Source organism: Staphylococcus sp. HMSC056G08, from assembly GCF_001812305.1.
Lineage (GTDB): Bacteria > Bacillota > Bacilli > Staphylococcales > Staphylococcaceae > Staphylococcus > Staphylococcus simulans.
Genome location: NZ_KV808513.1, coordinates 1 through 25,986, shown reverse-complemented (window position 1 = coordinate 25,986; position 25,986 = coordinate 1). Strand labels below are relative to the sequence as shown.

General features: G+C 39.2%; 24 protein-coding genes. All 24 read right to left on the bottom strand.

The genetic code is table 11. From position 1 onward, the window contains the following. Window positions 1–489: 489 nt before the first annotated feature. Window positions 490–1,977, bottom strand: a complete 1,488-nt coding sequence (gene lysS / locus HMPREF2846_RS10410; protein WP_002481933.1) for a lysine--tRNA ligase — start codon at window positions 1,975–1,977, stop codon at window positions 490–492. 14 nt (window positions 1,978–1,991) lie between these two features. Further along, window positions 1,992–2,987: a tRNA dihydrouridine synthase DusB gene (gene dusB, locus HMPREF2846_RS10405; RefSeq protein WP_070626597.1), complete on the bottom strand. Its 996-nt coding sequence runs from the start codon at window positions 2,985–2,987 to the stop codon at window positions 1,992–1,994. Between the two features lie 30 nt (window positions 2,988–3,017). Beyond that, complete coding sequence (folK, locus tag HMPREF2846_RS10400; protein ID WP_023016267.1) at window positions 3,018–3,494, bottom strand: 2-amino-4-hydroxy-6-hydroxymethyldihydropteridine diphosphokinase; 477 nt, start codon at window positions 3,492–3,494, stop codon at window positions 3,018–3,020. Beyond that, window positions 3,487–3,858 (bottom strand): dihydroneopterin aldolase, encoded by a 372-nt coding sequence (gene folB, locus HMPREF2846_RS10395; RefSeq protein ID WP_070626596.1) that lies wholly within the window; start codon window positions 3,856–3,858, stop codon window positions 3,487–3,489. Before folB ends, folK begins: the two co-directional genes overlap by 8 nt. Next, window positions 3,855–4,640 carry a dihydropteroate synthase gene (folP, locus tag HMPREF2846_RS10390; RefSeq protein WP_002481929.1) on the bottom strand — a complete coding sequence of 262 codons (786 nt, stop codon included), beginning with the start codon at window positions 4,638–4,640 and terminating at the stop codon, window positions 3,855–3,857. The genes folB and folP overlap by 4 nt, the downstream gene beginning before the upstream one ends. A 151-nt stretch (window positions 4,641–4,791) precedes the next feature. Beyond that, window positions 4,792–5,727 carry a cysteine synthase A gene (gene cysK / locus HMPREF2846_RS10385; protein ID WP_002481928.1) on the bottom strand — a complete coding sequence of 312 codons (936 nt, stop codon included), beginning with the start codon at window positions 5,725–5,727 and terminating at the stop codon, window positions 4,792–4,794. Between the two features lie 284 nt (window positions 5,728–6,011). After that, complete coding sequence (gene hslO / locus HMPREF2846_RS10380; RefSeq protein WP_023016270.1) at window positions 6,012–6,899, bottom strand: Hsp33 family molecular chaperone HslO; 888 nt, start codon at window positions 6,897–6,899, stop codon at window positions 6,012–6,014. A gap of 152 nt (window positions 6,900–7,051) precedes the next feature. Continuing rightward, window positions 7,052–9,154, bottom strand: coding sequence for an ATP-dependent zinc metalloprotease FtsH (gene ftsH, locus HMPREF2846_RS10375; RefSeq protein ID WP_002481926.1), 2,103 nt, complete (start codon window positions 9,152–9,154; stop codon window positions 7,052–7,054). A 120-nt stretch (window positions 9,155–9,274) separates the two neighbouring features. Beyond that, on the bottom strand, window positions 9,275–9,814 hold the full coding sequence (gene hpt, locus HMPREF2846_RS10370; protein WP_002481925.1) for a hypoxanthine phosphoribosyltransferase: 540 nt from the start codon (window positions 9,812–9,814) through the stop codon (window positions 9,275–9,277). Window positions 9,815–9,819: 5 nt separating this feature from the next. After that, complete coding sequence (gene tilS / locus HMPREF2846_RS10365; protein ID WP_070626595.1) at window positions 9,820–11,100, bottom strand: tRNA lysidine(34) synthetase TilS; 1,281 nt, start codon at window positions 11,098–11,100, stop codon at window positions 9,820–9,822. Window positions 11,101–11,201: 101 nt separating this feature from the next. After that, window positions 11,202–11,612, bottom strand: a complete 411-nt coding sequence (locus tag HMPREF2846_RS10360) for a S1 domain-containing RNA-binding protein (RefSeq protein WP_002481923.1) — start codon at window positions 11,610–11,612, stop codon at window positions 11,202–11,204. A gap of 134 nt (window positions 11,613–11,746) precedes the next feature. Then, the gene (locus HMPREF2846_RS10355; RefSeq protein ID WP_002481922.1) at window positions 11,747–12,124 is read right to left on the bottom strand and encodes an FtsB family cell division protein; all 378 of its coding nucleotides are present in this window, start codon (window positions 12,122–12,124) and stop codon (window positions 11,747–11,749) included. A gap of 13 nt (window positions 12,125–12,137) precedes the next feature. Continuing rightward, window positions 12,138–12,404 carry an RNA-binding S4 domain-containing protein gene (locus HMPREF2846_RS10350; RefSeq protein ID WP_002481921.1) on the bottom strand — a complete coding sequence of 89 codons (267 nt, stop codon included), beginning with the start codon at window positions 12,402–12,404 and terminating at the stop codon, window positions 12,138–12,140. 1 nt (window position 12,405) lies between these two features. Then, window positions 12,406–13,599 carry a MazG nucleotide pyrophosphohydrolase domain-containing protein gene (locus tag HMPREF2846_RS10345; protein ID WP_070626594.1) on the bottom strand — a complete coding sequence of 398 codons (1,194 nt, stop codon included), beginning with the start codon at window positions 13,597–13,599 and terminating at the stop codon, window positions 12,406–12,408. Continuing rightward, the gene (locus tag HMPREF2846_RS10340; protein WP_070626593.1) at window positions 13,599–15,134 is read right to left on the bottom strand and encodes a polysaccharide biosynthesis protein; all 1,536 of its coding nucleotides are present in this window, start codon (window positions 15,132–15,134) and stop codon (window positions 13,599–13,601) included. Before HMPREF2846_RS10340 ends, HMPREF2846_RS10345 begins: the two co-directional genes overlap by 1 nt. Continuing rightward, window positions 15,124–18,633: a transcription-repair coupling factor gene (gene mfd, locus HMPREF2846_RS10335; RefSeq protein ID WP_371099757.1), complete on the bottom strand. Its 3,510-nt coding sequence runs from the start codon at window positions 18,631–18,633 to the stop codon at window positions 15,124–15,126. Before mfd ends, HMPREF2846_RS10340 begins: the two co-directional genes overlap by 11 nt. A 5-nt stretch (window positions 18,634–18,638) precedes the next feature. Next, window positions 18,639–19,211, bottom strand: a complete 573-nt coding sequence (gene pth / locus HMPREF2846_RS10330; protein WP_002481917.1) for an aminoacyl-tRNA hydrolase — start codon at window positions 19,209–19,211, stop codon at window positions 18,639–18,641. A 187-nt stretch (window positions 19,212–19,398) separates the two neighbouring features. Continuing rightward, window positions 19,399–20,049 carry a 50S ribosomal protein L25/general stress protein Ctc gene (locus HMPREF2846_RS10325; RefSeq protein WP_002481916.1) on the bottom strand — a complete coding sequence of 217 codons (651 nt, stop codon included), beginning with the start codon at window positions 20,047–20,049 and terminating at the stop codon, window positions 19,399–19,401. A 240-nt stretch (window positions 20,050–20,289) separates the two neighbouring features. Next, the gene (locus tag HMPREF2846_RS10320) at window positions 20,290–21,255 is read right to left on the bottom strand and encodes a ribose-phosphate diphosphokinase (protein WP_002481915.1); all 966 of its coding nucleotides are present in this window, start codon (window positions 21,253–21,255) and stop codon (window positions 20,290–20,292) included. A gap of 102 nt (window positions 21,256–21,357) precedes the next feature. Beyond that, a complete protein-coding gene (gene glmU / locus HMPREF2846_RS10315) occupies window positions 21,358–22,722 on the bottom strand; it encodes a bifunctional UDP-N-acetylglucosamine diphosphorylase/glucosamine-1-phosphate N-acetyltransferase GlmU (RefSeq protein WP_002481914.1) in 1,365 nt (454 codons plus the stop codon). Window positions 22,723–22,991: 269 nt separating this feature from the next. Further along, complete coding sequence (spoVG, locus tag HMPREF2846_RS10310; protein ID WP_002481913.1) at window positions 22,992–23,309, bottom strand: septation regulator SpoVG; 318 nt, start codon at window positions 23,307–23,309, stop codon at window positions 22,992–22,994. A gap of 64 nt (window positions 23,310–23,373) precedes the next feature. After that, window positions 23,374–23,754: a RidA family protein gene (locus HMPREF2846_RS10305; RefSeq protein WP_002481912.1), complete on the bottom strand. Its 381-nt coding sequence runs from the start codon at window positions 23,752–23,754 to the stop codon at window positions 23,374–23,376. A gap of 16 nt (window positions 23,755–23,770) precedes the next feature. Then, window positions 23,771–24,595 carry a pur operon repressor gene (gene purR, locus HMPREF2846_RS10300; RefSeq protein ID WP_002481911.1) on the bottom strand — a complete coding sequence of 275 codons (825 nt, stop codon included), beginning with the start codon at window positions 24,593–24,595 and terminating at the stop codon, window positions 23,771–23,773. Window positions 24,596–24,611: 16 nt separating this feature from the next. Next, window positions 24,612–25,466, bottom strand: coding sequence for a 4-(cytidine 5'-diphospho)-2-C-methyl-D-erythritol kinase (ispE, locus tag HMPREF2846_RS10295; RefSeq protein ID WP_023016276.1), 855 nt, complete (start codon window positions 25,464–25,466; stop codon window positions 24,612–24,614). Between the last annotated feature and the right edge of the window lie 520 nt (window positions 25,467–25,986).

Sequence of the window (25,986 nt, the reverse complement as noted above, 5' to 3'; positions counted from 1 at the left end):
GCATGGGAACAGGTGTGACCTCTTTGCCATTGTCACCAGACAATATTTTAAATTATTTAATTATGTGCGTTTCAATAACTCACTTAAATTATTTTAACTTCTTTCGTTAACATTTGCAATAGTCAATTTTACACTCAGTTAAAATCTTTTTTACAAAATTGTAACGCGTTCTTTTTGACGACCCTTTAATATTACTACATTCGGTCTTTTATGTCAACACTTATGTATCATCTTTTTTAAGAATTTATATTCATGCAAGATTGCTCATAAAACGTTGCTTTATTTCGTAGAACAATTAACAATTATACAGGGTTTTGAAAATTATGCAAGTGCTTTGCGAAAGTTTTTTAAAAGAGATTTACATTTGCCGACCTCCCTCTCTTTTTATAAGAGATCATGTGCTTTTTGAGGCCCTTTATACATATAAAAGCAGGCGTGTCTTAAAAGGTGACACGCCTGCTTAATTATTCATTTTGTTAAGTACTCAGCTTATTTTTGACGCATGTATGGGAATAATAATACGTCTCTGATAGATGGTGAGTTTGTTAATAACATAACAAGACGATCGATACCGATACCTAAACCACCAGTTGGAGGCATACCGTATTCTAATGCTTCGATATAGTCTTCGTCCATCTCGTGTGCTTCGTCATTACCTTGTTCTTTTTCTTTCAATTGCGCTTCGAAACGTTCTCTTTGGTCAATTGGATCATTCAACTCAGTGAATGCATTCGCATGTTCACGACCCACGATGAATAATTCGAAACGATCTGTGAAACGAGGATCTTCTGGATTTTTCTTAGCTAATGGTGAAATTTCAATCGGATGGCCATATACGAAAGTAGGTTGAATTAATGTTTCTTCTACTTTTTGTTCAAAGAATTCATTTAAGATATGACCATATGTCATATGATCTGTAATTTCAATGTTATGTTCTTTAGCTAATGCACGTGCTTCATCATCAGATTTTACATCATAGAAATTTACACCTGTTGCTTCTTTAACAGCGTCTACAATGTGTACACGTTTCCAGTCAGATTCTAAATCAATTTCATAATCACCGTAAGGGATGACTGCTGTACCAAGTACCGCATTTGAAATATGACGGATTGTACCTTCTGTAATATCCATAATGTCATGGAAATCAGCATATGCCTCATAAAGTTCAATCATTGTGAACTCTGGGTTATGGCGTGTTGATACACCTTCATTACGGAATACACGGCCGATTTCATATACTTTTTCTAAACCGCCGACGATTAAACGTTTTAAGTGAAGTTCAATCGCAATACGCATATATAGTGTCGCATCTAATGCATTATGGTGTGTCACGAATGGACGTGCTGCTGCACCACCAGGGATTTGATGCATCATTGGTGTTTCTACTTCTAAGAAACCTTTGCTGTTTAAGTAATTACGCATTTCTTGGATGATTTTACTACGGTTGATAAATGTTTCTGTACTTTCTTGGTTTGTAATCAAGTCTAAATAACGTTGACGATAACGTTGTTCAATATCTTGAAGACCATGGAATTTATCTGGTAATGGACGTAATGATTTTGTAAGCATGATGAATGATTTCGCTTTGACGCTTAATTCACCTGTGTTTGTTTTGAACATAACACCTTCAATACCGATAATATCTCCTAAATCTGCCATTTTCCAAATATCAAATTGTTCTTCACCGACTTGGTCTTTACGGACATAAATTTGGATTTGACCAGATAAATCTTGAACGTGCGCAAATCCAGCTTTACCTTTACCACGTTTTGTCATTAAACGACCCGCGATTGAGACATGGCTTTCATCTTCTTTTTCGTGTAATTCTTCTTTAGAGAAAGCATCCCATTTTTCGTGTAGTTCAGCTGCGCTTGCTGTACGGTCAAAGCGTTGGCCGAATGGATCAATTCCTAAATCGATTAATTCTTGTAATTTTTGACGGCGGACCTGCATTTGGTCATTCATTTCTTCTGACATGTTATCTCTCCTTATTAAGCTTCTTGTGTTGCTTTATCTGCAGTGATTTCTTTTTGGAAATTCTGCAGGATAACAATCATTTCTTGTTCTGTGTTGGCTTGGTTTAATGCTTTACGGGCTTTTCCGTTGCCTTTAACACCTTTTAGGTACCATGAAGCGTGTTTGCGCATTTCCATAACGCCAACCTTCTCACCCTTTAATTCTACTAGTCGGCGCAGATGTAATAAAGCAATTTCTACTTTTTCTTTCACTGTCGGTTCATCCATCAACTCGCCTGTTTCTAAATAATGGACTGTACGGTAAATCATCCATGGGTTGCCTAAAGCTTCGCGCCCAATCATCACCGCATCTACGCCAGTTTCATCCAGCATTTTTTGCGCGAGTTCAGGGCTTGTCACATCTCCGTTGCCGATAACTGGAATATTAACCGCTTCTTTCACTTGTCTGATAATATCCCAATCTGCTTTACCTTCATACATTTGCACACGTGTACGGCCATGCAATGAAATCGCAGATGCTCCTGCACGTTCTGCCGCTTTCGCATTTTCCACTGCGTAAATATGATCGTCATCCCAACCAATACGCATTTTGCATGTAACAGGTTTATTGACTTTCTCAACAACTGCAGATACCATTTCATAAATCTTATTAGGGTCAAGCAGCCATCTTGCACCCGCTTCACAACGGATAATCTTATTCACTGGGCACCCCATATTAATATCAATAATATCAGCTGTTGTATTTTGATCAACATAAACTGCAGCTTCGACTAAACTTTCTTTCTCACCGCCGAAAATCTGCAACGATAACGGACGTTCATTTTCATCTATATACAACATATTCATTGTTTTCGGGTTATTGAATAAAATCGCCTTGTCACTGACCATCTCAGCGCAGACTAAACCCGCACCGAACTCTTTGACAGTCAATCTGAATGCAGAGTTGCACACCCCAGCCATAGGAGCGAGTACGACTCTATTGTCGATTTCTACATCTCCAATCTTCCACATAATTATTACCTCTCAATCTATCTCTTACGTTTATTGAACTTTTTTCACAGTTTCGTTAGGAACAGTTATATCTTTAATTTTGGTTTGTGTTCTTGGCTCTACCTTATTTGGTGCAATCTCTTGCAGCGGAATCAAGACAAAAGCACGTTCTGTCATTCGTGGATGCGGAATCGTCAAATCTTGTTCTTCAATGATTTGGTCACCATATAACAGGATATCGATATCTAAAGTACGCGGACCCCAACGTTCTTTACGTACACGATGCAGTTGCTGTTCAATCGCCAAGCCCCTTTCAAGGACGGCTTTTGGTGATAGTTCTGTTTGAATTTCCACACATAAATTTAAAAAATCCGGTTGATCGACATAACCGACAGGCTCAGTTTCATAAAATGATGAAACTTTCACTACTTTAATACCAGATTGTTCATCTAATAAACGTATTGCTTCTTTTAATTGGTTTTCTCGGTCTCCGACATTGCTGCCGAGTCCTAAAAATACATCAGTCATTTTGATTCACCCTTGTAATTTCCACACCTACGCCATCATAGTGACCTGGAATCGGCGGTACTTCTTTTGTTATACGTACTTTAGTTTCCAATACCCGATTATAGTGTGAATTTATACGATTTGCAATAAGTGCTGCGAGATGTTCGAGTAAATTTTTAGGTTCCCCTTCCATAATTTCTTTCACATCCGCATAGACTTCCGCATAGTTGATCGTATCTTCTACTTGATCGGTCTTTCCTGCTTCAGTTAAATCAGTCGTTAATTCAACATCTACGACAAAGATTTGCCCAATTTCATTTTCTGCTGATAAGACTCCATGATAACCATAAAATCTCATACCATTTAAAAATATACGATCTTTCATCGTTCAATCTCCTTTAAATAATCAATGCCATGTGCAATACGCGCATTGAGTTTTACATTATGTACACGTACCGCTTGCACACCTTTCATCACACCATAAGCAGTCGTTGCTGCTGTCATTTCATCACGATCTTCTGGTCCTTCGTCTGAACCCATCATTTCTTTGATGAAGCGTTTACGACTCGTCGCAAGCAATACTGGATATTCTGTCGCAACTAATTCATCCAGTCGCTCCATAACTTCTCGTTCTTCCAATCTCGTTTTCGCAAAGCCGATACCTGGATCAATCCAGATTTTATTCGTCGCAACCCCTGCTGTTTCTGCACGATGTGCTTGTTTTAATAAATAAACTAGCATTTCATCCATGACAGGATCTTCACGTTGTCCATCTCCATTGTGCATCAAGACAATTTCAGCATCGTATTGTGCAACGACTTCAAACATTTTAGGGTCATATAAACCTGCCCATTGATCATTAATCATCGTTGCGCCAGCCTCTAATGCTGCTTTCGCAACTTCACTGCGAAACGTGTCGACAGACAATTGCACATTAAATTCTGAGAGTGCTTTAACAACTGGAATGACGCGTTCTAATTCATCTTCTAATAACACTTCACTGTGCCCTGGTCTTGTGGAAACACCGCCGATATCTACAATGTCGACACCTTCATCCATCATTTCCTTCACACGTGCAACCGCCGCATCTACAGAATTGTATTTGCCGCCGTCAGAAAATGAATCAGGTGTTACATTCAATATGCCCATGATTTTTGTATGTGCCATGTCTCTCTTCCTTTCATCATAACTGTGATACATTATATCAAAATTTTAACATATGACCGACCCCAAGCGTTCAAAAGGTGTTTGAAATGAAAAAACCGCCGTACCATTTCTCAAAAAGAGAAATGCGAACGGCAGTTCATCAATGTTTGACTTATTTACCTTCAAAAGAATATAAAGGTGTAGATAAGTAACGTTCACCATTACTTGGAAGCACAGTTACAACTGTTTTACCTTTACCTAATTCTTTTGCTTTTTCGATTGCCGCATAAATTGCAGCACCTGAAGAAATACCTGCTAAGATACCTTCTTCTTTAGCAACTCTGCGTGAAGTTTCCATTGCAGTTTCGTTGCCGATTTTAACAACTTCATCATAAATGTTTGTGTTTAACGTGTCAGGAACGAAACCTGCGCCTAAACCTTGTAATTTATGAGGGCCTGGTTCGCCGCCGCTTAAGACAGGAGAACCTTCTGGTTCGATTGCTACAATTTGAATGCTAGGGTATTTTTCTTTTAAGACTTTACCTACACCACTTAATGTACCGCCAGTACCAACACCTGCTAAGAATGCATCGATTGTACGGCCTTCGAATTGTTCTACAAGTTCAGGACCTGTTGTCAATTCGTGGATAAGCGGGTTCGCTGGGTTTTCGAATTGTTGTGGTTCATAGTAACCATATTCTTCTTTTAATTCTTTTGCTTTTTTAATAGCACCTTTCATTGCTTCAGATCCAGGTGTTAATACAACTTCTGCACCGTATGCTTTTAATAAGTTACGACGCTCTTGACTCATTGTTTCAGGCATTGTGAATACAGCTTTGTACCCTTTTGCTGCTGCAACAAATGCTAAACCGATACCTGTGTTACCACTTGTAGGTTCGACAATTGTATCACCTGGTTTGATTTTTCCTTCTTGTTCAGCACGCTCGATCATCGCTAAAGCGATACGGTCTTTTACTGAACCACCTGGGTTTTGATACTCTAATTTAACATAAACATCTGCAGCATCTTCTGGTACGATGTTGTTCAATTTAACTACAGGTGTATCTCCAATCAGTTGTACAATGTTATCTACGGGTTTATTTGCCATAAAAAAACGCTCCTTTATTCTTAAAAGATATTTAATTAAGTCACCAGAACCTCATTAATAATACCCCGAAACAATTCAATTCTGATGCTTAGTCATGCCATTATTTCTATTAAACCTTATCTATTTCATCGGATATTATTATTTTATCAGATTTATACATTGTTCCACAAGTTCATTGTCTCTATTCTTTATTATTTCCTCTTTTCCCATAAAAGAAACGTCTTACACTGTGATTCGTTACAGTAAAAAAGCGAGACGTCTGATCGTCTCGCTTTTCAATGTGTTTATTTAGCATGCAGTTCTTCGATTAAACCTTTAAGTTCCGCTTCACTATAGTGATATTTCGTACGGCAGAAATGACATTCTGCTTCTGCACCATGGTCTTCATCAATCATGCTTTGAATTTCAGCTTCACCTAAGCCTTTAATCGCATTTAAGAATTTTTCATGACTGCAGTTACATTCGAATTTCACGGGTACTGTTTCTAAGAATTTCACATGTTCTTTACCTAAAATCTCAGTCAACAGTTCTTCTGGTGATAATCCTTGATCAATCAATTGAGATACTGGTGTCATATGTGTGATGGCTTGTTCAACTTTTTCAATTGTCTCTTCTTTCGCATTCGGCATGACTTGAATAATAAAGCCGCCTGCTGCTTTGATAGAGTTATCTGGATTTACAAGCACACCTAAACCAACAGATGATGGGACTTGTTCACTTGTCGCATAGTAGTATGTGAAATCTTCACCTAGTTCACCTGACACAATCGGGCTTGAACCAGAGAAGTAATCTTTCATCCCTACATCTTTAACAACTGTTAATGTACCGTTTGTACCCACTGCACGTTTCACATCTAATTTACCTTGGTCATTTAATGGGAAATGTGTTTGTGGATTCGTAACGTATGCGCGTACGTCGCCTTTCGCATTCGCATCTGCTACAATACGTCCGATTGGACCTTGGCCATCTACAGTGACAGTTAATTTTTGGTCACCTTTCAACATGGCACCCATCATAACAGTTGCTGTCATTGTACGACCTAATGCTGCTGATGCTGTCGGCCATGTGTAATGTCTTGTTTGTCCTTCTTGCACTGCATGAGTCGTTACCGCTGCATACGCACGGATATCTCCATCAAATGCCAGTGCTTTTACTATATAGTCTTGAGTCATATCTTTTTACGCCTCTTTCTTTCACTTAATTTTCAACATTTATGATTTCATCGTTCAATTATTTTCGTTAAAAAATCTCTTTCTGCGTATTCCTAATGATAGCAGAAAGAGATTTTAATCTACATTATTTAGTTTCAGACAATAGAATCGTCTTATTTATCGTTTCGATGGTCAGAGTCATCTTTGTCTTTAGCTTCATGTGGTGTGTCATCTTCAGCTGCTTCATCAGAATGTTTCGTTTCTTGATGTGCTTCTGATTCTTTTTGACGTTTTTCTTGCTCGTCTACTTCAGCCTCTTCTTCTTGATATTCCTTGTCCTCTTCACGGACTTCTTCAAGGATTTCATCATAAGATTTACCGAATTTACCTTCTTGGAACTCTTCATCACCTTGTTTAACAACTTTCGCTTCATCATAGTTCACTTCAGGTAATTTACCTTCGTAGAATAATGAATGGATTTGTTCACGTACTAATGTTTCTTCTGTCAACAATGTCTTAGCGATAAGTTTAAGTTGATCTTCATGTTCAAGTAGGATTTGTTTACAACGTTCATATTGTTCTTTGATGATGCGTTGTACTTCTTTATCGATTTCATAAGCGATTTGACCAGAGTATTCTGGTTCGCCTTGCATATCTTTACCTAAGAACACTTGACCGCCGCTCTTCGTAAACTGCATTGGTCCGAGTTTCTTACTCATACCGTATTCAGTTACCATTGAGCGCGCAATTTGTGTTGCACGTTCGAAGTCGTTTGATGCACCTGTAGACACTTCATTGAAGTTGATATCTTCAGATACACGACCACCGAGCAAGCCGCAAATCTTATCAAGCAATTCTGGCTCTGTCATTAAGAAACGATCTTGTTTTGGTAACATCATCGCATAACCGCCAGCTTGTCCACGCGGTACGATTGTAACTTTGTGTACCACTTCAGCTTCATCAAGCACCATACCGATAATTGTATGTCCTGCTTCATGGTGCGCGACGATATTACGTTCTTTCTCAGAAATAACACGAGATTTCTTAGCTGGACCTGCGATAACACGGTCTGTTGCTTCTTCAATATCTCGCATGTCGATTTTCTTCTTACCGTCACGAACTGCAACTAACGAAGCCTCGTTCAGCAAGTTTTCTAAATCGGCACCAGAGAAGCCTGGTGTTCTTTGCGCAACTGCTTTTAAGTCTACTGTTTCATCTAATGGTTTGTTTCTGGCATGTACATATAGAATCGCTTCACGGCCTTTAACATCTGGACGACCGACTTGGATTTGTCTGTCGAAACGACCTGGACGTAATAACGCTGGGTCAAGGATATCAGGACGGTTTGTTGCCGCAATCATGATAATACCTTCGTTTTCGCCGAAGCCATCCATTTCAACTAATAATTGGTTCAATGTTTGTTCACGTTCATCGTGACCGCCGCCGACACCGGCACCACGTTGACGACCTACTGCGTCAATCTCATCAATGAAAATGATACAAGGTGCGTTTTTCTTCGCGTTATCGAATAAATCACGAACACGGCTGGCACCGACACCGACGAACATTTCAACGAAGTCAGAACCACTGATTGTGAAGAATGGCACGCCTGCTTCACCAGCTACGGCACGGGCAAGCAATGTTTTACCTGTACCTGGAGGACCGACTAAGAGTACCCCTTTAGGGATTCTTGAGCCCATATCTTTGAATTTCTTATTGTCTTTTAAGAAGTCGACAATTTCGATTAATTCTTGTTTTTCCTCGTCTGCACCGGCTACGTCAGAAAAACGTACACGACGTTTTTGGTTGTCGTACATTTTAGCTTTGGATTTACCAAAGTTCATCATACGACCGCCGCCTCCGCCGCCTTGCGCTTGACTAAGGAAGAATATGAATAATAAAGCAATAACCAATACTGGAATCAATGTTGAAAGAATACTAACAAATACGCTTTGTTTTTCTTCTTCTTTAACTGTAAATTTTAAATCTTTTTGTTTTTGTGCTTCACCTGTGACTTTTTGTAAGTCTTTTTCGTTATTATATAGCATCGTTGAAGAATAATCTTCACCGTTCTTGGTCTTTCCAGTGATCATATAAACGTTCTGCTCAGGCTGAACTTCGATTGATTTCAAATCGCCTTTTTCAAGTTTTTCGAAGAACTGTGTATATGATAGTTGTTTCGGCATATTGCCGTTACCATTCAGCCAGGAAAATAAACCGAATATAAAAACGCCAATGATTGCGATTACAAGCACATTGCGAAAAGCTTTCTGCATGCGTTTTTTCCTCCTACTCCAATAATAAAACTAACAAAAATTGTAACACAATATAACTTTTAATGGCTAGTATTTCAACTTTGTAGAAAAAGTAAGCCTACTATAGTATTCATTTGTCGATTATTTTTGATAAATCTCTGGTTTCAATGTTCCGATGTATGGCAAGTTACGGTAAAATTCCGCATAATCCAAGCCGTATCCGACTACGAATTCATCTGGGATTTTTCTGCCTACATATTTTGCTTCGATATCTGCTTTACGACGGTTTGGTTTATCTAGCAATGTGACGATTTCTAAAGAATTCACACGACGAGATTTCAATAGTTCAGTAATTGATTTCAAAGTTGTACCCGTTTCTAGAATATCTTCTACGATTAATACATCTTTATTCTCAATAGAGCTGCCTAAATCTTTTAAGATTTTAACTTCTCCTGTAGATTCTGTACCGCCGTGATAGCTTGATACATCCATAAAATCAATTGCTAAATGTGTATCGATGCGTTTGATTAAATCTGACATGAACATTGCTGAACCTTTTAAAATGCCTACACAAACAAGGTCTTTATCGGCATAATCTTCTGTGATTTTTGCTCCCAGTTCACGGCAGAGTTGCTGGATTTCATCTTCCGTCATCAATATTTCTTTTAAATCTTCCTTCATTTCGGCTACACTCCTAAATTTATTATCTCTAATTTCCCTTCATAATCTGCCGCAGTGTACAACGTACCTACTGCAATAATCTCCCCTTGTTTATTAAGCAATATGGGCAATCGCTCACGTTCAAATTTAGGAACTTTGCGATTGATCATTAAGCGGTTGACTTTCTGATGGCCTTCTTTGTTTGGTAGTACGAAGCGATCTCCCGATTGTCTCGAACGTATTACCATTGGGAAGTCCGAACCCTCAATATCATCATGAACTATAATGCGGTATGTACCATAATCATAATAACCTGGTTGTGTAATCCGCTGTGGTGTCGTCTCGTTTTTTGTGCAACCCATTATTATAAATTTATCATACACAATTTGAATATTCCATTTATCTGTCGCATAAATTATCGCTTGAGATTGAGAATTTTCAATTTGCGCAAACCATTCTTGATACGCTTGTTCAGAAATGGGGGCGCCTGTTACATATGCCTCAAGCAATTGATCCAGCACGATTGTTTTTAACGAATGCGACAATCTATTGAATGCAGTACGGTCTACCTGAATCATTTCTGACTCGTGCGTAACATGTTGTTTAATAAAATCATCTGCTGCTTGATGCAGTAAATCGAATTGCTCATCATGCCAAGCTTTCAACTTTAACAACTGCGCAGTATCTAGGTGGTCATTCGAATCAATGGTTGGAAAAATGCGATTACGAATATCGTTACGTACATAATGATTATCTTGGTTAGACGCATCTTCGAAATACGGCACCTGATACTCAGCTTGATACGCTTTAATAGCTTGTTTATCGGTATGCAGTAAAGGTCTGACTAAGCGATAACCGCTTCTCTCCTCTACTCCCTGCATCCCAAGTCTGCTTCTTGTAGACCGTCCTGTCATAAGACGATAGAAAATCGTCTCTAACTGGTCATCTAAGTGATGTGCTGTCAACAAAACAGTAGCACCTAATGCTTTCATTTCAGACTCAAACCAAGCATAGCGCTTTTGACGTGCATCTTGTTGAATGCTCTTACCTTTATTAGTCAATGCGGATAAATCCAATTCGTGGGTGCTAAGCGGGATATGATGTTGCTGGCAATAACGTTCTAAGAAAGCCGCTTCTTCTAAAGAAGCCGATCTGATTCCGTGGTTGACATGTAGCACGGTCAGTTGGCGATATGTATGTTGATAGTGTGTGGTCAACATATGTAATAATACCATGCTGTCGACACCTGTGGAAACCGCTAATGCAAGATGGTCATTTTCAGACCAGCCTTCTGTATAAATATTCATATCCTCACCTCGTCCTTATTTGAAATATACGCATGGATAAAATTTCAGACAAAAATAAAAGAGACTGTTCCCTTCGAAACAGTCATCTGCTTTATGTTGAATTATCGTCTTGAACCTCTTCCGCCGCGTCTTGATTCAGCTTGGCGTTTGATAGACGTCATTTTTTCTTCGCTATCTTTTAAGAAGTTGCTTAATTTCTTTTCAAAGTCTTCTGGTTTGTTATGTGATGGTTTGCCATGACCACCATGGCCGCCTCTATGATGTTGTCTTTTCGGACGATCTTTCGCTTTTTTAATTGAAAGACTGATTTTACCGTCGTCAGCAACAGATAGTACCTTAACTTCTACTTCATCTCCAACAGACAAGTGATCTTCCACATTTTCAACATAATTGTCTGCAACTTCACTGATGTGAACTAAGCCACTTTTCCCTCCAGGCAATTCTACAAACGCACCAAATTTTTTGATACCAGTGACTTTCCCTTTAAGCTTGCTTCCTACTTCGATTGACATATCCTAAATAAATCCTCCGATTTCTTTCAATTTTACTTAACTCTATTATATGCTTGTTGTGCTAATTTAACAATGGCATATCAGTTAAAACAGTTAGATATTATACTTTTCTTACATTAAAAACACATTAGACGTTATTTTCCTTCTTTTTTCTTCTCTTCAGGTAATTTAAAAATGACTTCCCCATCATTACTTAAATAATAATCGTCACGTGCGACTTTCTCTATATACTCTTTGTTATTCAAATTATTCAATTGTTCTTTCAAAGCAATTTCTTCATCCTGCTGTTTTTGGAACTTTTCTTCTTTTACTTTACGTTCCTGCGCATCTTCAGCATTGCTTCTTGTTTGAGAGATAACCATGACAGAAAGGACGATAATGATTGCGAGTAAAATCCCCGCAAAGAGCATAATACGACGTTTAACCACACGCTTTTTCATTTCGCGCTGTCTTTTTCTTCGGTTTTCGTTCTCGATATACCTGTTTTCCATATGCTCTACTTTTCTAGCCATGGTATGTCACTCCTTAGTCATTCTCATTAATACGTTCTTCTTTCACTAATTCATACATGCCTTTCGCATTCTCTTTCGACGCATGTTCGCTTAATCCAGTGACACGAATTGTAATCACACGTTGTCCGAAACGAATGACGATTTCATCACCGATTTTGACATCCGTACCTGCTTTAGCTGTGTTGTTATTCACTTGAACACGGCCTTGGTCACTGACTTCTTTCGCAAGTGTACGGCGTTTGATTAAACGAGATACTTTTAGATATTTGTCTAATCTCACGTTATTCCCCTTCTTTCTTTTCCAACAAAGCTTTTAATTCCGCTTCACTATAGTCTTTATTTTTGACTTCATCATACAACGTCATAAAATGGTCTGCAAATACTTTCTCAAATTTCACACGCGGCGTTTTGCCTTCTTTCGCTTTTGCTTCTGACCAAATACCTTTTAAGTCTTCGATATTTTCTGCTTTTGCGTCCGCAAACACATGCGGATGACGTCGAATCATTTTATCATTTAAACTTTCAATCACTTCAGTGATATCAATATAACCTTCTTTTTTGCCGATAGCCGCATGCAACAGCACTTGCAACAAGATATCGCCCAGTTCTTCAATCATATGCCAGTCATCTTCATGATCGATGGCTTCAAATAATTCAAATGTCTCTTCTAAGAGATAACGTTTCAATGTTTCGTGTGTTTGTATTTTATCCCAAGGGCAACCTTTGTCATCATCTACTAACGTATCAATCACTTTAACCGCATAATCAAAATCACCATGCATTAAAGTTTCATCTTCAATACGCGGAATAAAGACGCTTGTTAAATTACTGAAGATATCATGACGATCTAATTCGTATAAAGGCGTCTCAATTAATGTCGCTCCTGTGTTACGGGCACCATCTACAATATAAACGCTATAATCATCAGGATAACGCTCCATCAATGTCAGCTTTAAATCTCCTGCTGTCATTGCGCTATACACTTGCGTGATCAACGTATGCGTACGGATATTCAGCTGTTCTGCTTTTAAAGCTGTTCCATCTAGTAAAGTGAAGCCTTCATTTGGGTCCACTTGTACCGCTTCAAACACATCATCAATGAAACTCTTACCGCCAAGCACTTTCACTTCAACCTCTGGATGCGACTGCGCATAGGCTGTCAGCAACGCTGTTGTCGTTTCTGCCACACGCGGATGACCTGGCACCACATAAACGACATCTTCTTGTTGTGCCGCTTCAATTATTTGATCAACAATCGCTTGGTACACTGCTTCAAACGCATCATGTGCTTCATATACTGGGTCAAAACTTGACCACTCTAATTGCGGTACTTCTGTTTTTAGCGCCTCAACCACAGGATGATCTAGTGTACGTGCATAAATATGAGTTTGCTGGGTCAAATAGCGGTAAATCCCTAAAGGCAATTCATCTAAACCATAGTTGCCTAAACCTACAATTGTAATGGTATGACTCATCATTTTCGTCCTTTCTTCAAACGGTATAATTTATCTCCGAACGGCATATGCTGCAATTCACGATAAGTTAATAAATTCAATGTCGCAATCGCGATAATAACTACCGCAACACCAACGAGCGCCGCAAGCAGTAATTCTACCATACCTGTTAAACGCCCTTCTGTCGGTGTCATCCACATAATCAGCTGTACTGCCGCAGTCATCGCAATGACTGTCATAAGCAGCTTCGAGACAAAATTACGCATGTGACGCAAGCGATAGAATTGTAACGTTCGCCACTGCAAGATAAACGCAAACAAACATAATGACAGTACCGTACTGACACTTGCCCCGATAATACCGATGTTCGGAATCAATACAAAATTCATTATTAATTTTATAACTGCACCTAAGCCGAAAGCAATCAGAATCAAACGAGATTGTCTGCGTACTTCTAACAAAGCAATATTCACCATAATCAACGAAACACAAATGACCGTCAACATATAAATAACGAGCGTAGCGGTTAAGACATCATTTTTAAAGAACACACGGTTCATTAAAGGCAATAAATTCATTAATCCTGCGCCCGCCGCAACACTGATAGTCATCGTAATCTTCAACGTCGCATCCGCATATCGGTTCATACGTTCAAAGCGTTGTTCTGCAAACGCATTGGTTAATAAAGGAATCAACACAAAACAAAATGTTGTCGTCACAATTAAACCGATTTGAATAAAAGATGCGCCACGGTCATAAATCCCTTTTTGCACAATCGCTTCTTTAAACGATAAGCCATAATACTGCAAGGTGCGAATCACTGAGAAACTGTCCATCAATTGCCATGTCGTCACAATAAGGTGACTCGCTGAAAAGATAATAATCGCTGCAGTCAAACGTTGCCATACGACTTTAGTCATCTCATCTTCACGCAAGGCAAACTCAAATTGAAACGGTCGTTTCACACTTAAGAAGATAGTAGCCGCTAAGAAGCCTAAAGCTGAAGCTAAGATGGCCCAAGTTCCTACTCGATAAATCGACCAATCCAACTGAACAAACACTACAATCAACACCAAGATAATACCGACACGCACAATTTGTTCAATGACTTGTGAAAAAGCCGGCACATCCATTTGTTGACGTGATTGGAAGCTGCCACGCAAGACACCTAAACAACCGACGACCAAGAAACTGCAACTCGCCATACGGATCATCGGTGTCAGATGCATATCACCCATCAGATGAGCAATGACAGGTGCCAAAATGAAGATCAACGCAAATAAGATGAAACATACACCTTGTATACCAATCATGACATGACTGATTTTACGATGCGTCCAATGTGCACCGAAGTTTTGCGTCACAGCACTCGGTATCGCATTCATCGATAAAATCGTCGCAAGCGACAAAAATGGATATACTTGTTGGTACGCATATAGCCCCGCATCACCGAGTACGTTTTGGTATGGAACACGATATATCGCACTCAGTATTTTGACCATCACTAACGCCAAAGTCAGAATGACGACACCGCTGAAGGCTGATTTACGCTTCATCTGGAATGACCATACTTTCTTCTAAAGCTTTCATCAAGAATTTCAAGCGGTCAAACCACGCACCTGCTTTTTTATTTTTCATAAGTGTCACAGTCATCGCACCTTCAGACACACCAACTTTCATATCTCTGCCAAGCGGCAACGTCTGTTTAAAGAGTGCTTCACCATTGATATCTTCTGTTCCTTTTTCAGATAGATAAATTTCAATCGCTTTGCCTGTATCTTTAATTCGCGTTACGCCGACATGTAGGGCATGAATACGGATTTCAACGATGTCTAATAGACGTTCTACTTCAACCGGATAATCGTTGAAGCGGTCGATAAGTTCATCTTTGATATCCATTAACTCATTTTCAGTTTCAATCTGACGTAATTTCTTATAGATTTCAATTTTCGATTGTTCATTCGGTATATAAGATGTCGGCAAGTACGCATCAATATTCAATTCAATTTCAATTTCTGGTGTTTCACTTTCTTGTTTAATACCACGTTTTTCATTAACCGCTTCTTCAAGCATTTGTGAATACAAGTCGAAGCCGACAGAATCGATAAAGCCGTGTTGTTGTTTCCCTAATAAATTACCGGCACCACGGATATTCAAGTCACGCATCGCAATTTTGAAACCACTGCCGAGTTCAGTAAATTCTTTGATCGCTTGCAGGCGTTCTTCTGCAGTTTCTGACAATACTTTGTTTGTCGGATGTAAGAAGTAAGCATAACCAACACGAGAAGAACGACCCACACGTCCACGCAATTGATAGAGTTGGCTCAGACCGAAGCGATCTGCTTCTTCAATAATCAACGTGTTCGCATTCGGCACATCGACACCTGTTTCAATAATTGTCGTCGTCACTAAAATATCGTATTCGCCATTGACGAAACCAATCATCGTATCTTCTAGTTCACGTTCTGTCATACGGCCATGTGCCACTCCAATGGTCGCATCTGGCATCAACATTTGAAGCTGTTCTCTCTTTTCGTAGATGGATTGTACACGGTTGTATAGATAGAACGCTTGACCGCCACGCGCAAGTTCACGCTCCAAAGCTTCTTTGATAAAGTTCGTGTTTTGTTCTAACACGTAAGTTTGGACTGGGAAGCGGTTTTCTGGTGGCGTTTCAATCACAGACAGGTCACGTACTCCTAACATACTCATATGGAGTGTTCTTGGGATCGGTGTAGCTGTTAAAGTTAAAACATCCACATTCGTTTTCAGTGTTTTAATTCGTTCTTTATGACGAACACCAAAGCGTTGTTCTTCATCGACAACTAATAGACCTAAATCTTTATACTTCACATCTTTTGCGAGTAATTTATGTGTACCCACCACGATGTCGATGGTACCGTCTTTTAAACCTTGTTTCGTTTCTTTGATTTCTTTAGGTGTACGGAAGCGGCTCATCAATTGAATATTTACCGGGAAATCTTGCATACGTTCCAACAACGTTTCATAGTGCTGTTGCGCTAGAATAGTCGTTGGTACTAAGAAAGCGACTTGTTTCCCTTCCATGACTGCTTTGAAAGCTGCACGTAATGCCACTTCGGTTTTACCGTAACCGACATCACCACATAACAAGCGGTCCATTGGACGTTCTTTCTCCATGTCTTCTTTGATTTCATCAATAGATTTGGCTTGGTCCGCTGTTAAATCATAAGGGAAGTCCATTTCGAATTCGTGTTGTTGTTCTGTATCCGGTCCGAATTGATGCCCTTCTGCCATCTCACGCTCACGATACAGTTCAATAAGTTCATCCGCAATATCTTCAACACTCTGTTGAACTTTGGCTTTGGTTTTCTTCCACTCTGTACCGCCAAGTTTATTTAATTTAGGCGTTTTATCTTCTGATGCCACATATTTTTGAACTTGATCCATTTGATCAACCGGCACAAAGAGTTGGTCTGTTCCCTTGTATTGAATTTTAATATAGTCTCGGTGTACATCACCGACTTCAAGCGTTTCAACGCCTAAATAACGCCCTACACCATGGTGCACATGAACAACATAATCGCCGACTTTCAAGTCTTGATAAGATTTGATGCGTTCTGCGTTAGTCATCGTCGGTGTACGTTTCTTCGCTTTTTTCTGTTTAGATTTAAACAACTCGCGTTCTGTCACGACCGCAAGCGACATATAAGGTAACTCAAAGCCTTCAGATAGACTGCCTTCGACAATAACTGCGTGTCCACCTTGAATATTCGCACTCGCACCCGCTTCTACAATCGGAATATGCATTTCATTCATCATGGCTTTGACACGTTCTTTTTTCGTTTCTGTTTCGACTAGTACCATAACTGTGTATCCGTTGTTGATATAACGTTGGAATTCAGAACGCATAATGTCATATTGACCATAAAATTGTTGGACAGGTTTACTTGAGAATTTGATAATGTGATCTAATTTCACTGGCATACTTGCGGTAAACAGTGTGAAATAAGTAATGTTACGTGTTTTAATCAAGTTTTCAAAGGCATCATCGTCTAAGAAATATTGACCGATAAACCCTTTACCGCTTTCAATCAACTGCTGCATAAAGTCATTGACTTCAGACATCAATGTTTCTTCTGTATCTTTGACACGGTTATATTCATCAACAACGATGATCGCATTATTACTGATGTAATCGACCAGTGTCGCAGGTTGTTCGTACATAAAAGCGACCAATCTACGAATCACTTGGTGGTCAATAAAGTTCGTATCAAATTGTAAGAAGCTTTCATACGTATCTTTGACATCTTGACGTACAGCTTTTTCAATTTTAGGACGTGTTGTTTCATAAGCCGTTTTAAGTTCTGTTTTAATACGTTTCAAGACGTCCTCTGTGATGATATAGTCACTTGCTGAAGTGATATGAACATCGTCTTGGTTTGCTTCTGAACGTTGGCTTTCCACATCAAATTGACGAATTGAATCCACTTCAGTATCGAAGAGTTCAATACGTACAGGTTCACCAATCAATGGATAAATGTCAATGATGCCCCCACGAACTGAGAATTCACCGATATGTGACACGACACTTTCTCTGCGATAACCCATATTAACGAGTTTGTTGAAGAATGCATCGACATCAATGTCATCTCCGACTTTCAAAGTGATTTGGTGGTTTTGCCACATCTCTACAGGCGTCTGTAGTTTTTTTAGGCCGTTCAAAGGTATGATAAAGAACCCTCGCTGGCCTTGTGCTAAGGCAGTAAGGGTGCGCACACGTTCGCTCATCAACTGCGGACTTTGTGTGGAGAATTCTTCAGTCATGATGTCTTGAAGCGGATATTTGTATATGTCTTCTGCTTCGATATACTGTTGTAAGTCTGCTTCTAATTTATCTGCTTGGTATAAGTTATTTGTCACCACGACCATCGGGCGATTTGAAGACAGATATTTTTCTGCCATTACTGTCGCTTTCGCTGCACCGGATAAGCCAGTGACTAAGACATTTTCATGTCCAAATACATCGTTTAACTCTTCATATCGTTTATCTTTATTTAAATAATCTGTAATTATTGATTTCACTTAGCCTCACCATTATATTCATTCATCACATGGTCGAAACGCGAACTCGCGATAAAATCTTCCACCGCATGTGCAGAATGTTCTATTACTTTTTGCATTGTTTCCATTTCTTGTTTTGAGAATTTCTGCAAGACATAATCTGGTACAGACATACCGTTGGTCGGTCTTCCGATACCGATACGGATACGTTTGAATTGATCTGTACCAAGATGTTGAATAATCGATTTCATACCATTATGACCGCCGGCACTGCCCTTTTGACGTAAACGGACTTGTCCTTGTGCTAAATCCAAATCATCATAGAGCACTAATAAGTCTTCAACATCTACATTATAGTAATCCATTAACGGACCGACAGCTTCTCCTGATAAGTTCATCAAAGTCATCGGTTCAATGAATAATACTTTGTCACCTGCGACACGTTCAATCGTATACGCGCCACGGAATTTTTGTTTATCTAACTTTAATTGATTAGATTCCAATAAATAATCTATTACTTCAAACCCGATATTATGTCTGGTTTGTTCAAATCGTTTACCGATATTGCCTAATCCGACAATACACTTCATGCTTTTCTGCCTCCATCTCTTCTTTTCTTTTGATTTGGCATCGGTCATCTACACCGATGTCTATGTATCGCTTTATTCCCTATATTAACACAAATCAGGATAAACCCTGACACGTAAAGCATGTAATATGACGCAATAAAAAAAGCCGATCACACAAAAATGTGAACGGCACAAATATAAGAAAAAATTATTCTTCTTCTTCGTCTTCTTTGTTTTCTCCAACAACTTCTGGTTCTGGAGTATCAGCGTCGCCTGCTTCAACTTCTTGGATTTCTTCTTCGCTTGGTCCTTGAGTTGGAGGTGTTACAGTTACAACTGTATCTTCAGGATCGTTTTCGATTGTGAAGTCGCCTGTTACTTTCAAGTCTTGAACTGCGATAGTGTCACCGATTTCTAATTCAGTGATATCTGCTTCAAGATATTCAGGAATGTTGTCTGGAGTTGCAGTAACTTCAACGTAGAATAATGGTTGGTCAACTACGCCGCCTTCTTTAGCGCCTACTGCTTCACCAACTAAGTGTACAGGTACTTCAACAGTACGTTCTTCAGTCATGTTGATTGCTAAGAAGTCGATGTGTGTAACTTGGTTTTTAAGTGGGTCGTATTGGTAGTCAGCTACCATTACTTTGATTGTTTTAGAACCTACACCTAAGTCAATAACACCGTTACGTCCAACTTCACGGATAACTTTGATGAATTCTACTTCATCAACTTTAACTGATACGTTTTTTTGGCCGTAACCATACATAACTGCTGGTACTTTACCTGAGTTTCTGATTGCTGTTAAATCAGAACGTCTTTGTTTACCTTGACGGATAATAGACTTTAATGAAGCCATTTCCTTTTTCCACCTTTCGTATATGAGATATCAGATCGTTGCTTATAATAAGCGTTCAATAGTCAATCTCTCCGGCACTTGCCCATCGGTTGTTTGACCGCTTGCAAGTGTTTGATATGTTCGTTACAGAAAGTCACGAACGGAATTATTATACACATTTTTACAAATTACGTCAACTGCTCATTTGATTTAATACCGTGAAAATGAAAAAACTGCAGCCAAAGACTGCAGTTTTAATCATTAGTCGAATAATACACTCACTGATTCTCTTTCGTAAACACGAACGATTGCTTGAGCAATTAATCCAGCAATTGATAATTCAGTTGTGTTTTCTGGTTTGCGACCATCGTCAAGGCGGATTGAGTTTGTCACAATCAATTCTTTGATTGCTGAGTTTTCAATACGTTCTTTCGCTGGTCCAGAAAGTACAGCGTGTGAACAACAAGCATAAACTTCTTTAGCACCTTTGTCTTTCAACGCTTGTGCTGCTAATGTGATTGTTCCAGCTGTGTCGATAATGTCGTCAATGATAATTGCAGTACGTCCATCAATATCACCTACGATATTCATAACTTCTGCAACGTTTGGTTTTGGACGACGTTTGTCGATAATTGCGATTGGTGTTTTCAAAATGTCTGCTAATTTACGTGCGCGTGTCACGCCGCCGTGGTCTGGTGAAACCACAACTGTTTCTTCTGGGTCGATATCAGGATTGCTCTTGAAGTATTCCGCAAGAATCGGTACACCCATTAAGTGATCGATTGGAATATCGAAGAATCCTTGAATTTGTGGTGCGTGCAAGTCTAAAGCGATCATACGGTCTGCGCCTGCTACTTGAATCAAGTTAGCAACTAATTTCGCAGTAATCGGCTCACGGCTGCGTGCTTTACGGTCTTGACGTGCATAACCATAATAAGGAACCACAATGTTAATTGTTGCCGCAGAAGCACGTTTACATGCATCTATCATAATCAACAATTCCATTAAATGTACGTTAACCGGATAAGATGTAGGTTGGATAATGAAGACGTCGCAACCTCGGATACTTTCTTCAATATTGATTTGGATTTCGCCGTCACTGAAACGTTTTACCGAACATTTCCCTAATTCAATTCCAATGTTATCCGCTACTTCACGTGCAAGCGGCTCATTTCCTTTCAACGAGAAAATCTTTAAAGATGAATTTTTATATTCATTAGCTAACATTTATAGTCCTCCATTTATTTGCATTCATGCGTCGTTCAGGTCGAACTGATACATAACATCCTATTTAATTTTACTGAATTGGACAAGATACATCAATAGTTGTTAGTCGTTATTTTTATTTAAATAGCCTGGTTTTGTTGTTTGTCTTGCGCGTGCAAGGGCTAAACTGTCATTTGGAATATCGTCTGTAATCGTTGAGCCAGCGGCGATTAAGACACCATCACCGACTGTTACAGGTGCAACTAGATTTGTGTTGCAACCGATAAATGAATCTTTTCCGATAATTGTTTTAAATTTATTTTTACCATCGTAATTGACTGTAATCGAACCACAACCGACATTCGTACGTTCGCCGATTTCAGCATCTCCGATGTAACTTAAGTGCGATACTTTCGCACCATCTTTAAGTTCTGCTTTCTTCACTTCGACAAAGTTGCCGACTTTCACCTCATTACCTAAATGTGCGTTTGGTCTTAATTGTGCGAATGGACCTACTGTTGTATCATCGCCGACTGTCGCATCATTGACCACTGATTGTTTAATTGTCGTACGATTACCGATAGTACTGTTATTAACATCTGAGTATTGACCGATAACTGTATCTTCACCGATGACAGTGCCTTTACCTAAATGCACACCTGGTTCAATAATTGTATCCATACCAATTTGTACATCGGCTTCAATATACGTTGAAGCTGGATCAATTAAAGTGACACCATTACGCATATGATACTCATTCACACGTTCACGATAAGCCGCTTCTGCTTTACTTAACGCAACACGGTCGTTCACTCCCATAATTTCATCAAAGTCATCAGTACGATAAGCGTCTGCGATTTTACCCGCTTCAAGCGCTAACGTAATGACATCTGGTAAATAATATTCACCTTGTGCATTATCGTTTTTAACTTTTTCTAATAACTCGAATAATAAAACGTTATCGAATGCGAAAATACCTGTACTGATTTCATCGATTTCGCGTTCAGCTTCTGTCGCATCTTTTTGTTCTACAATTTTAGCCAAACGGCCATCTTGATCTCTGACAATACGACCATATCCGAATGGATTGTCAGCTGTCGCAGACAGCACTGTAACACCTGCTTGTTGTGCTTCATGGTAATCTGCCAAAGCTTTTAATGTTTCAGGTGTGATAAGCGGAGTATCGCCGCACACGACCAACGTTGTGCCTTCTTTACCTTTCAATTCATCAGCTGCCATTTTCACAGCGTGCGCTGTACCTAATTGTTCCTCTTGGAAGCTATAAGATGATTGACTTCCTAAAGTTTCTTTAACACTTTCAGCACCGTGTCCGACGATTGTGACAATTTCATCTGTTCCTGCTTGTTTCACGCTGTCGACCACATGCTCAATCATACTTTTGCCCGCTACTTTATGTAGCACTTTGTAAAGTTTCGATTTCATTCTGGTACCTTTACCAGCTGCTAATACTACCGCATATCTCTGCATGACTGCGAACCCTCCAATAATTTTACACTTCGTTATTATTATAAATTAAGGTAAGTTGCACTTTCAAGACTCACCCTTACATCCGTTTGAGGAGATAAGCTGAACAAGTCTGTTTTATCATAGCATATCTTTTTAATATTTTACACAATATTGTTTGGTGATAAAAAAGACTCGTGCATTCAAGTTATTCAGCCCATCAAATGGTATAAAAAACCCTCGATCACATGACCGAGGGTTTAAAAGTTACATTTCTATCTTTAAGCTTTTAATTAAGCTTCTTCGTTATCATTATCTTCTGATTCTGATGGTTTCGCATTCTTATCTGGAATGACTTCATCAGTTTCATCATATACTTTCATCACTGCATCTTGAATTTCTTGTCTCATATCTGAATTAATCGGATGCGCGATGTCACGGAATTCACCATCTGGTGTGCGTTTGCTCGGCATTGCGACGAATAGACCTGAGTTGCCTTCAATTACACGCAAATCATGGACTACGAATGCGTCGTCTAGTGTGATTGACACTAGTGCTTTCATTCTTCCATCAGTTTGTATTTTTCTAAGTCTTACATCTGTCACTTTCATGTAGTGAGCCCCCCTAGTATATCTCTCTATTATCTTATAGAAGCTTACAATATTTAATTAAAAATTATTTTCCTTTAACTTGAGCGATAACCTCAATCTCAACTTTTACGTCTTTTGGCAGACGCGCAACTTCCACACAGCTTCTTGCTGGTTTATGCGCATCGAAGTATAAGCCGTAAACTTCGTTGATTTCTTGGAAATCGTTCATATCTTTAATAAAGATATTTGCTTTAATCACTGAATCCATATCGGCACCCGCTTCTTGTAAAACCGCTTTAAGGTTTTCAAGTACTTGACGCGTTTGTACCTGTACTTCATCACTGACAAGTTCATTAAATTCATTTAGTGGAATCTGTCCTGAAGTGTAAACCAAATCATTCACGACAACTGCGTGTGAATAAGGGCCTAAAGCTTCAGGCGCTTTATTACTGTGAATCGTCTTCATGTTGTTGACCGCTCCTTTATGAGAATTTAGATAAAACATTGCCTTGTTCGACTTTAAAGTCCTGATTGTATTCATCTACATCAGACAGTCTTACCAAGGAAGTATAATCTTCAATCAATCTTTGTTTGACTTCTTTAGATTCTACAAGTACTGATACCCCCTTGACATGCGCTTTAAACTCATTCATTAAATTCATCACGCCATTTATCGAGCCGCCCGCGCGCATAAAGTCATCGACAATTAATACATTCGAATTTTCTTTTAATGTGCGTTTCGACAAGACCATTGTTTCGATCTTGCGCGAAGAACCCGATACATAGTTGATAGAGACTGTAGAACCCTCAGTTACTTTATTATCCTTTCGAATAACAACTACTGGTAAATTTAATACATTTGCTACGGCATTGGCAAGAGATATCCCTTTTGTCGCAATCGTCACAATCGCATCTAAGTCTTCATCCATATAAATTGTCGCAATCAAACGTCCAACTTTATTCAACAATTCTGGATTGCCCATCAAGTCGGATAGGAATAAATATCCACCTGGCAATAAGCGCTCTTTTTCTTGAAGATGTACAATCACTTCATCAATCACTTGTTCTGCTTCTTCTTTGCTCATTGTAGGACGATATGTCACACCACCGCTTGCACCTGCAGTCGTAATCACTGTACCCAGCTTTTCTTTATGCAAGGTTTCGCGAACAATGTGGATGTCCTCACTGATTGATGATTTCGCTTGTTTAAATTTCTTCACAAAATGCGTCAATGGTATCAACTTGTTTGGATGGCTCATCAAATAATGAGTCATATACACAATGCGTTCGCTTCGTTTATAACGCAAGAGAATCCTTCCTTTCTTAACCTAGTAATCTGACTAAATAAACCTCGTTACAGCACCCGTGAACCGCGTTATATATGTTTTGTGCTTGCTTATAATGTTTCGCTAAGCTATATACCGTCGGGCCGCTGCCACTCATCAACGCGCCATCTGCACCGCTGTTAAGCATATTTTGTTTCAGCTTTTGAATGTCTGGATGCATGTCCATGGAAATCGCTTCTAAGCTATTAGATAACGACGCACAGATTTGCTTATAATCTCCGTCTTCAATTGCTTTGATACATGCATCTGATTGTGTCGCTTGCTGCGGTGTTTCTTCAATACGCAACGCTTGAAACACACAAGGTGTTGAAATGCCGACGTTCGGCTTTGCGATGACTACCCAAGCTTTCGGTGGGCGTTTCAACAAGCGTACTTTTTCACCATGTCCTGTACATACCGCTGTTTTGCTGTAAATACAAAAAGGCACATCAGAACCGACCTGACTTGCCAAACGACTTAAATCATCTAAGGACAAACCAAGTTCAAATAACCGATTCATTGCACGCATTGTGGCTGCTGCATCAGCAGAACCACCGCCAAGGCCTGCTGACACTGGAATTTCCTTTTCCAGCACAATCGTCACACCTTGTTGGATTTGATATGTTTCTTTCATCAGCATTGCTGCTTTATACGCTAAATTCTTCGCGTTTTCAGGCACAAAATTATAATCCACTTGTACAACAACACGTTGATCTTCACGCTTTTCAACAGTAACGCGGTCATTCAAGTCCACCGTTGTCATTACCATTTCAACTTCATGAAACCCATCATTTCTTTTATAAAGTGCATCTAAAGTGAAGTTAATTTTGGCAGGTGCCTTTTCATATATCATCTTACCGCCCACCTTTACTGTTAAATTTGCTTTAGTTCAGAAATGTCTGCTTCGCCTATCAGGCGACGAGAGAGGTTCCCTCTTCTTTCACAGCATTAAAATGACGTTCATCATTTGCATTAGTGTTATTATAACACGAACATTACCATATATCACAGTGCTTAATGTTATGAAAATGAAAAAGTTTTAACTAAGTTGCGAAGATGTTTTATATTCACGCTTCGTAAAGAGATACTTGCTGTTACTCAACTTCATACCTATGCATACAAATTGAAAATTTAACATAGGAATTCCAATTTTCGATTCACAAAGCAATCCGCACCATTACACAGCAAATAGCAAAACCACTACCACAAACTTAAAACTCTGTATAATGACTGGCACAATCTGTTCAAGTATTCAGAAGACCTTTGAGATCTGAAAATCCTCAAACTTAAAATAAAGCAAAATAAAAAGAGGAATCCTGAATCAGGATTCCTCTTTTTTAGGCTCTATACTATTTAGGACTGGTGATAATCAC

Coding starts and splice junctions, on each gene's coding strand:
- lysS (WP_002481933.1), bottom strand. CDS start 1,977: ATGTCAGAAGAAATGAATGACCAAATGCAGGTCCGCCGTCAAAAATTA.
- dusB (WP_070626597.1), bottom strand. CDS start 2,987: ATGTGGAAGATTGGAGATGTAGAAATCGACAATAGAGTCGTACTCGCT.
- folK (WP_023016267.1), bottom strand. CDS start 3,494: ATGACTGATGTATTTTTAGGACTCGGCAGCAATGTCGGAGACCGAGAA.
- folB (WP_070626596.1), bottom strand. CDS start 3,858: ATGAAAGATCGTATATTTTTAAATGGTATGAGATTTTATGGTTATCAT.
- folP (WP_002481929.1), bottom strand. CDS start 4,640: ATGGCACATACAAAAATCATGGGCATATTGAATGTAACACCTGATTCA.
- cysK (WP_002481928.1), bottom strand. CDS start 5,727: ATGGCAAATAAACCCGTAGATAACATTGTACAACTGATTGGAGATACA.
- hslO (WP_023016270.1), bottom strand. CDS start 6,899: ATGACTCAAGACTATATAGTAAAAGCACTGGCATTTGATGGAGATATC.
- ftsH (WP_002481926.1), bottom strand. CDS start 9,154: ATGCAGAAAGCTTTTCGCAATGTGCTTGTAATCGCAATCATTGGCGTT.
- hpt (WP_002481925.1), bottom strand. CDS start 9,814: ATGAAGGAAGATTTAAAAGAAATATTGATGACGGAAGATGAAATCCAG.
- tilS (WP_070626595.1), bottom strand. CDS start 11,100: ATGAATATTTATACAGAAGGCTGGTCTGAAAATGACCATCTTGCATTA.
- HMPREF2846_RS10360 (WP_002481923.1), bottom strand. CDS start 11,612: ATGTCAATCGAAGTAGGAAGCAAGCTTAAAGGGAAAGTCACTGGTATC.
- HMPREF2846_RS10355 (WP_002481922.1), bottom strand. CDS start 12,124: ATGGCTAGAAAAGTAGAGCATATGGAAAACAGGTATATCGAGAACGAA.
- HMPREF2846_RS10345 (WP_070626594.1), bottom strand. CDS start 13,599: ATGAGTCATACCATTACAATTGTAGGTTTAGGCAACTATGGTTTAGAT.
- HMPREF2846_RS10340 (WP_070626593.1), bottom strand. CDS start 15,134: ATGAAGCGTAAATCAGCCTTCAGCGGTGTCGTCATTCTGACTTTGGCG.
- pth (WP_002481917.1), bottom strand. CDS start 19,211: ATGAAGTGTATTGTCGGATTAGGCAATATCGGTAAACGATTTGAACAA.
- HMPREF2846_RS10325 (WP_002481916.1), bottom strand. CDS start 20,049: ATGGCTTCATTAAAGTCTATTATCCGTCAAGGTAAACAAAGACGTTCT.
- HMPREF2846_RS10320 (WP_002481915.1), bottom strand. CDS start 21,255: ATGTTAGCTAATGAATATAAAAATTCATCTTTAAAGATTTTCTCGTTG.
- glmU (WP_002481914.1), bottom strand. CDS start 22,722: ATGCAGAGATATGCGGTAGTATTAGCAGCTGGTAAAGGTACCAGAATG.
- spoVG (WP_002481913.1), bottom strand. CDS start 23,309: ATGAAAGTGACAGATGTAAGACTTAGAAAAATACAAACTGATGGAAGA.
- HMPREF2846_RS10305 (WP_002481912.1), bottom strand. CDS start 23,754: ATGAAGACGATTCACAGTAATAAAGCGCCTGAAGCTTTAGGCCCTTAT.
- ispE (WP_023016276.1), bottom strand. CDS start 25,466: ATGATATATGAAAAGGCACCTGCCAAAATTAACTTCACTTTAGATGCA.